The 6,618-nt window shown below is 67.1% G+C and carries 6 protein-coding genes; 2 read left to right on the forward strand and 4 right to left on the reverse strand.

Annotated elements, in window-relative coordinates; translation table 11 throughout:
• Positions 1-45 precede the first annotated feature (45 nt).
• Both ASE11_RS05220 and ASE11_RS05225 read left to right on the forward strand, forming a co-directional pair.
• Entirely contained in the window at positions 46-1,221 is a 1,176-nt protein-coding gene (locus ASE11_RS05220) for an MFS transporter (protein WP_056267353.1), read from the forward strand.
• A gap of 26 nt (positions 1,222-1,247) precedes the next feature.
• Positions 1,248-1,745: a YidB family protein gene (locus ASE11_RS05225; RefSeq protein ID WP_082585536.1), complete on the forward strand. Its 498-nt coding sequence runs from the start codon at positions 1,248-1,250 to the stop codon at positions 1,743-1,745.
• A 4-nt stretch (positions 1,746-1,749) separates the two neighbouring features.
• Here the strand turns inward: ASE11_RS05225 and ASE11_RS05230 are convergent, their stop codons facing one another.
• The 4 genes from ASE11_RS05230 to ASE11_RS05245 form a co-directional block, all read right to left on the reverse strand.
• The gene (locus ASE11_RS05230; protein WP_056267358.1) at positions 1,750-2,613 is read right to left on the reverse strand and encodes an alpha/beta hydrolase; all 864 of its coding nucleotides are present in this window, start codon (positions 2,611-2,613) and stop codon (positions 1,750-1,752) included.
• A 34-nt stretch (positions 2,614-2,647) separates the two neighbouring features.
• A complete protein-coding gene (locus tag ASE11_RS05235; protein ID WP_056267363.1) occupies positions 2,648-4,150 on the reverse strand; it encodes a M20/M25/M40 family metallo-hydrolase in 1,503 nt (500 codons plus the stop codon).
• A gap of 116 nt (positions 4,151-4,266) precedes the next feature.
• Positions 4,267-5,838, reverse strand: a complete 1,572-nt coding sequence (locus ASE11_RS26975; RefSeq protein ID WP_056267366.1) for a methyl-accepting chemotaxis protein — start codon at positions 5,836-5,838, stop codon at positions 4,267-4,269.
• Between the two features lie 60 nt (positions 5,839-5,898).
• Positions 5,899-6,618 (reverse strand): methyl-accepting chemotaxis protein (locus ASE11_RS05245; protein WP_235501198.1); only part of this gene is annotated, 720 nt, incomplete at its 5' end.

The following is a 6,618-nucleotide window of genomic DNA, read 5'->3' on the forward strand; positions in this document are numbered from 1 at the left end:
AACACCATGTAGCGTCCTTGCGTGGCCTTGTATAAACAACGACTTATGAACAAGAACCTCTGGCTGCTGGCCGCCGCGCAAGGCCTGTTTCTCACCAACAACGTGGTCTTCATCGCCATCAACGGCCTGGTGGGGCTGTCGCTGGCGCCGCTGGGCTGGATGGCCACGCTGCCGGTGATGGGCTACGTGGTGGGCGGGGCGCTGTCCACACCGCTGGTGGCCCGCACGCAAAGCGCGTTCGGGCGCCAGGTGTCGTTCCAGATCGGATTGCTGGTGGCGCTGGGCTCGGCTCTGCTGTGCGCCTGGGCGGTGATGGACCGCAATTTCTGGTTGCTCGTGGCCGCCACCGTGGTCGCTGGCTACTACAGCGCCAACGGTCAGCTCTACCGCTTCGCCGCGGCCGAGCTCAGCGCGCCAGCGTTCCGGGAAAAGGCCGTGTCGCTGGTGCTGGCGGGTGGGTTGGTGGGCGCGGTGCTCGGGCCCAATCTGGCCAGCCGCACCCGAGGCCTGTTCGACATGCCGTTCGTGGGCGCCTACCTGTCGCTGGCGGTGGTGGCCTTGCTGTCCATGGTGGCCATCGCCTTCATGCGATTCCCACCGGTGCCCGCGAGAGCGGCGCACGCCGACAGAGGTCGACCCTTGAGCGTGATCATGCGCCAGCCCGTGTTCATCGTGGCCACCGCAGGCGCAGCCCTGGGCTACGGCGTGATGAACCTGCTGATGGCGGCCACGCCGCTGGCCATGCAGGTCTGTGGTTTCCCGTTCGAAGACGCGGCCCTGGTGCTTCAGTGGCACGTGATCGGCATGTTCGCGCCGGGCTTCTTCACCGGGCATCTCATCAAGCGCTTCGGCGTGCTGAGCATCATGGGCACGGGCGTGGCGCTCAACGTGGCCTGCGTTGCGATGGCGCTCTCGGGTGTGGAACTGCATCAGTTCCTGATCGCGCTGTTCCTGCTCGGCGTGGGCTGGAACTTCCTTTTCACCGCCAGCACCACGCTCTCGCTGCAGTCGTACCGGCCGGAAGAAAAAGACCGCGCGCAGGCGGCCATCAACTTCTGCGTGTTCACCACCATGGCCCTCACCTCGTTCGCCTCGGGAGCCCTGGTGACCACGCAGGGCTGGCACTGGCTGAACGTGGGTTCGCTGCTGCCGCTGGCGCTCACCGCCATGGCCCTGGTCTGGCTTGCGTGGCGCGGCGCGCAAGCCCACAATCCAGCCTGAACACACACAACCCAAGGAGGAACGACATGGGACTGCTGGATTCGCTGCTCGGGGCAGCCACAGAGGCTGCGATGGGTTCTCAGCGCGATGGCGGCGTGGCACCTGCCAACGCCGCTGGCGGCCTGAACCCGCAACTGCTGATCACCCTGGTGAGCACCTTGCTCAACAACGCCGGCGGGCTGCAGGGGCTGTTGGCCAAACTGCAATCGGCCGGGCTGGGGGAGGCGGCTCAATCGTGGGTGGGCACCGGTGCCAACCAGGGGGTGAATCCCGATCAGCTCGGACAGGCGCTCGGTCCCGACCTGATGGGCATGATCGCCGCCCAGTTCGGTGGCAACACAGCCCAAGCCTCAACCGCCCTGTCCGACCTCTTGCCGAGCCTGATCGATCAGCTCACGCCACAAGGCCAGGTGCCCGCCGACAACGGCCTGGGCGCACTCGGCGCCTTGCTCGGCGGGCAAGACAGCCCCGCGCCGGGCGATCTCATGGGCATGCTCGGCGGCTTGATGCAGCCGCGCCGCTGAAACCTCAGACGGCCCGGGGCAGCGGGGCGAGCATGTCCAGCCACGCCTTGAGCGTGCCGAACACCGCCGAAGGGTCCGCCTCGTTGAAGATCTCGTGGTACAGCCCCTCGAAGGCCTGGACATGCACCTTGTCGCGCGGCGCGGCCGCCGCAAACGCGCGGCTGCCCTCGGGCCTGACCAGGTGGTCGTCACCCGCGTACATGAGCAGGGTCGGCACGCTCCAGCGGGGTGCCGCCGCCAGCACGCGCGGCCCGTTGCTGTCGATGAAATGCGCCAGCCGCGCCGAGATGCGGTCGTGCACCCGGCGGTCTCTCTCGTATGCCGCCACCGTGGCCGGGTTGTGCGAAATCTTTTTCGCATCCAGGCCGTTGGACAGGGTCTTGTTGGGTGCGAACCGGTACATCAGATCGATCAATCTGCGCTGCACCAGGCCCAGCCCGGCCTGCAGCGCAGGCGATGACAGCACCAGACCATCGACCTTGGCGACGCCGCGCTGTACGAAGGTGGCCGCCACCAGTCCACCCATGCTGTGACCCATGAGGATCAGCGGGCACGCCCAAGGCTCGGCGATGTGGCGGCGCGTGTCGTCCAGCACCTCGTCCAGGTCGTCCAGCAGCGCGTCGTCGGCGGGCAGCACGCCCTGGGCACCGCCCGAGTCCCCATGACCGCGCTGGTCAAAGGCGCGCACGCAGAAACCCCAGTCGTTGAGACGACGCGCCACCGCGTCGTAGCGCCAGGCGTGTTCGCCCAGGCCGTGCACGATGAGCACCACGCCGCGCGGTCGCCGGCGCATGGGCAGGGGCCAGTCGTACAGGGCCAGATTGAGGCCGTCGCGCAGGGTGAATGGGGCCTGGGTCGTGTCGGTCATGTCGGCGCAGGGAAAGGAATGGCGTGGGTCGTGTTCAGGGCATGCGTGCGATCACCTGCGCCACGGTGGCGGTCAGGCGTTGCGCGTAGTCCAGGTGCAGAAACTCGTTGGGGCCGTGCGCGTTGCTCTTGGGGCCGAGCACGCCGCACACCATCATCTGCGCGGTGGGAAAGCCCTTGCTGAGCATGTTCATGAGCGGAATCGTTCCGCCCTGGCCAATGGTGCCGCAGCCGGCGCCGAAGTGCGCCTGCGAGGCGTCCTGCAGGGCTTGCTCGAACCACGGCGTGGTGGCCGGCGCGTTCCAGCCGCTGGCGGCCCCTTCGCCTTCGAACGTGACCTTGGCCTGGTAGGGCGCGTTGTCTTCCAGCAGGACCTTGAGTTGCTGCACGGCGGCCGGCGCGTCCACCAGCGGGGGCAGGCGCAGGCTCAGCTTGAACGCGGTGTAGGGCCGCAGCACGTTGCCGGCGTTGCGCATCTCGGGGAAACCGTCGGCACCGGTGACGGACAACGTCGGCCGCCAGGTGCGGTTGAGCAGCGCGTCCACCGGATCGGTGGTGGTGGGCAGGGCAAACACGGTGGAGCCGCCGCAGTCGTGATGCGCCCAGGGAAAGCGCTTGTAAATTTCGTCGCCCAGGATGGCGGCGGTGGCGCGCGCCTGCTCGATGCGCTCGGCCGGCACCTCGCAGTGGAAACTGGCCGGCAACAGATGCCCGGTGGCGCTGTCTTCGAGCCGGTCGAGCACCTGACGCATGATGCGAAAGCTCGACGGCACCAGGCCCGAGGCGTCGCCCGAGTGGATGCCCTCGGTGAGGATCTCGACCTTGAGCACCCCACTGGCCATGCCGCGCAGGCTGGTGGTGAGCCAGAGCTGGTCGTAGTTGCCGGCGCCGCTGTCCAGGCAGATCACCAGGCCCACGTCGCCCAGGCGCGCGCGCAGCGCGTCCACATAGGGCAGCAGGTCGCCCGAGCCACTTTCCTCGCAGGTTTCGATCAGGCCGACGATGCGCGGGTGCGCGGCGCCCTGGGCCTTGAGCGCCTGCAGCGAGGCGATGCTGGCGTAGACCGCGTAGCCGTCGTCGGCTCCGCCACGGCCGTAGAGCTTGCCGTTGTCGATCTTGGGCGTCCAGGGTCCGAGGTCGCTGCGCCAGCCGGTGAATTCGGGTTGTTTGTCCAGGTGGCCGTACATCAGCACGGTCTGGCCGGACGCTGGTGCAGGCGTTCCGTCCTTGCCCGCGCAGGCAGGCACTTCAAAAAACAGCACGGGTGTGCGCGGCACGCCGTGGGCGTCGTTGAGCTGGATCACTTCGAGCGTGAGGCCTTCGACCTTCTGCGCCATCACCCAGTCGGCCGCTCCACGCAACACACGGTCCAGCAGGCCGTGGCTGGCCCAGTCGGGGTCGAACGCGGGCGACTTCGCCGGCACCGCGATGTAGCGCTCCAGCTCGGGGATGATGGTCTTCGCCCAAGCGGATTCGATATGGGCCTGCAGCGCCACGGGGTCGAGCGGCGGCAGGGCATGGGGCAGGCGAGCATTCATGGCGACGGTCTCCGGGCGGGGCGCCCGGCGAGGTCCGGGGCTCTACCCGCCGCAGTATAGGCAGAGCGGCGCATTCGTGCGCCTGCGAACGGCCATGCCCAAGGGCGCGCGTCGACTCAGGCGTGTGCCGAGTCAGCCAGGCGGAACACCCGCACCACCTCGGCCAGGCGGCTGGCCTGGTCCTTCAGGCTTTCGGCGGCCGCGGCGCTCTCTTCGACCAGCGCGGCGTTCTGCTGCGTCATCTGATCGAGCTGGCTCACGGCGGCATTGACCTGGCCGATGCCTTGTGACTGCTCCTGGGCGGCGGTCGTGATGTCGCTGATGAACACCGAGACCTTCTCCGCGTTGGCCACGATCTCGCCGATGGTGCTGCCGGCCTGGGCCACCAGTCTGGATCCGGTTTCAACCTTGCCCACGCTGGCTTCGATCAGCACCTTGATTTCCTTGGCGGCCTGCGCACTGCGCTGGGCCAGGCTGCGCACTTCGGCGGCCACCACCGCAAAGCCACGGCCCTGTTCGCCAGCGCGCGCCGCTTCCACTGCGGCGTTGAGCGCGAGGATGTTGGTCTGGAAGGCGATGCCGTCGATGACACCAATGATGTCGCCGATCTTCTGGCTGCTCTGGTTGATCTCGTTCATGGTCGTGACCACCTGACTGACCACCTGACCACCACGCACCGCCACCTCCGCATTGACCACCGCCATCTGCGTGGCCTGGCGCGCCGAGTCGGCACTCTGGCGCACCGTGCTGTTGATCTGGTCGATGCTGGCGGCCGTCTGCTGCAGGTTGCTGGCCGCCTGCTCGGTGCGTGCGCTGAGATCCTGGTTGCCGCTGGCGATCTGCTCGCTGGCGGTGCCGATGCTGTCGGTGCTGTTGCGCACCTCACCCACGATGCGCGAGAGCGAGTCCTGCATGCCACCCAGGGCTCGCATGAGGGCGGCCAGTTCGTCCTTGCCGGTGACGTGCACCGATTGCGTCAGGTCTCCGCTGGTGATGGCGGCGGCCAGGCGCTGGGCTTCGTCCAACGGTTGGCAGATGCTTTGCATGTTGGACAGCGTGGTGGGGACCACGATCAGTGCCGCCAGCGCCACCGCCACGCCGAAGATGAGCAAGGTCTGGGCGCTGATGTCTTTCTCGTCCTGCTGCAGCGTGGTGGCCTCCACCTTGAGCACTTCTTCAACGCGCTTGAGGTTGCCCAGGATGCCGGTGTACTGCTCATGTGCGCGCGCGAGCATGCGGTTGGCCACGGTGGCCGTGTCGTAGCCGTTGTCGGCCAGTTGGCGAATCACCGGCTCCGCCGCTTTGCCGTACGCGGTGAGCTGCTCCTTCATCTCGCGCACGATGGCGGCATCGCCACCCTCATCGCCCACCAGCATGTGGTCCATCTGCTGCAGGGCGATGTCGCGCGCACCCTCCCATTGGGCCTTGGCCTTGAGCACGGCCTCGGGCTTTTCGTAGCCGATGATCATGTCTTTCTCATAGCGACCCATGTCGCCCAGCGCTACCTGAAGGCGGGACAAGGTGAGCGTCTTCTCGAAGGCGTGATCCACAAACTCCACGCTGAGTTCGTGCAATCGGCTCATGCCCCACAAGCCGGCGCCACCGATCATGCTCAGCAGGATCAGAACGACGCCGATGGCACCCATCATTCGGGTTCGGATGGAGAACTGGCGCATCATGGTTTGCATGGTCGGAAGTCTTCTTTGAGTTGAAAAGGAATTCGATGGCGCGGATCGGCAACAGACCGGTCACGCACCGCTTGTGCGGAAGACCTTGATGACCTCGGTGAGGCGGCTGGCCTGGCCTTTCAGGCTTTCGGCGGCCGCGGCGCTCTCTTCGACCAGCGCGGCGTTCTGCTGCGTCATCTGRTCGAGCTGCGTCACCGCCACATTGACCTGGCCAATRCCGTCGCTCTGYTCRCCMGCCGCCGCCGTGATCTCGCCAATGATGTCGGAGACACGCTGCACCGAGCCCACGATCTCGCTCATGGTCTGGCCCGCATCGGCCACCAACCTTGAACCCGCTTCCACCCGGTCCACGCTGGCCCCGATCAGGTTCTTGATCTCCTTGGCCGCCTCGGCACTGCGCTGCGCCAGGTTCCTCACCTCACCAGCCACCACCGCAAAGCCCCGGCCCTGCTCTCCGGCCCGCGCGGCTTCCACCGCGGCGTTCAGGGCCAGGATGTTGGTCTGGAAGGCAATGCCGTCAATCACGCCGATGATGTCGCTGATCTTCTTGCTGCTGTGGTTGATCTCGTCCATGGTCGTGACCACCTGGCCCACCACCTGACCTCCGCGCACMGCGATCTCGGAGGCCGAGGCAGCCAGCTGGTTGGCCTGGCGTGCCGCATCGGCACTCTGGCGCACCGTGGCAGTCAGCTCTTCCATGCTCGCCGCCGTCTCCTGCAGGTTGCTCGCCGCTTGCTCCGTGCGCGCGCTCAGGTCCTGGTTGCCCGAGGCAATCTCGTA

The sequence above is a fragment of the Hydrogenophaga sp. Root209 genome (assembly GCF_001428625.1).
In the GTDB taxonomy this organism is placed as follows: Bacteria; Pseudomonadota; Gammaproteobacteria; order Burkholderiales; family Burkholderiaceae_C; genus Hydrogenophaga.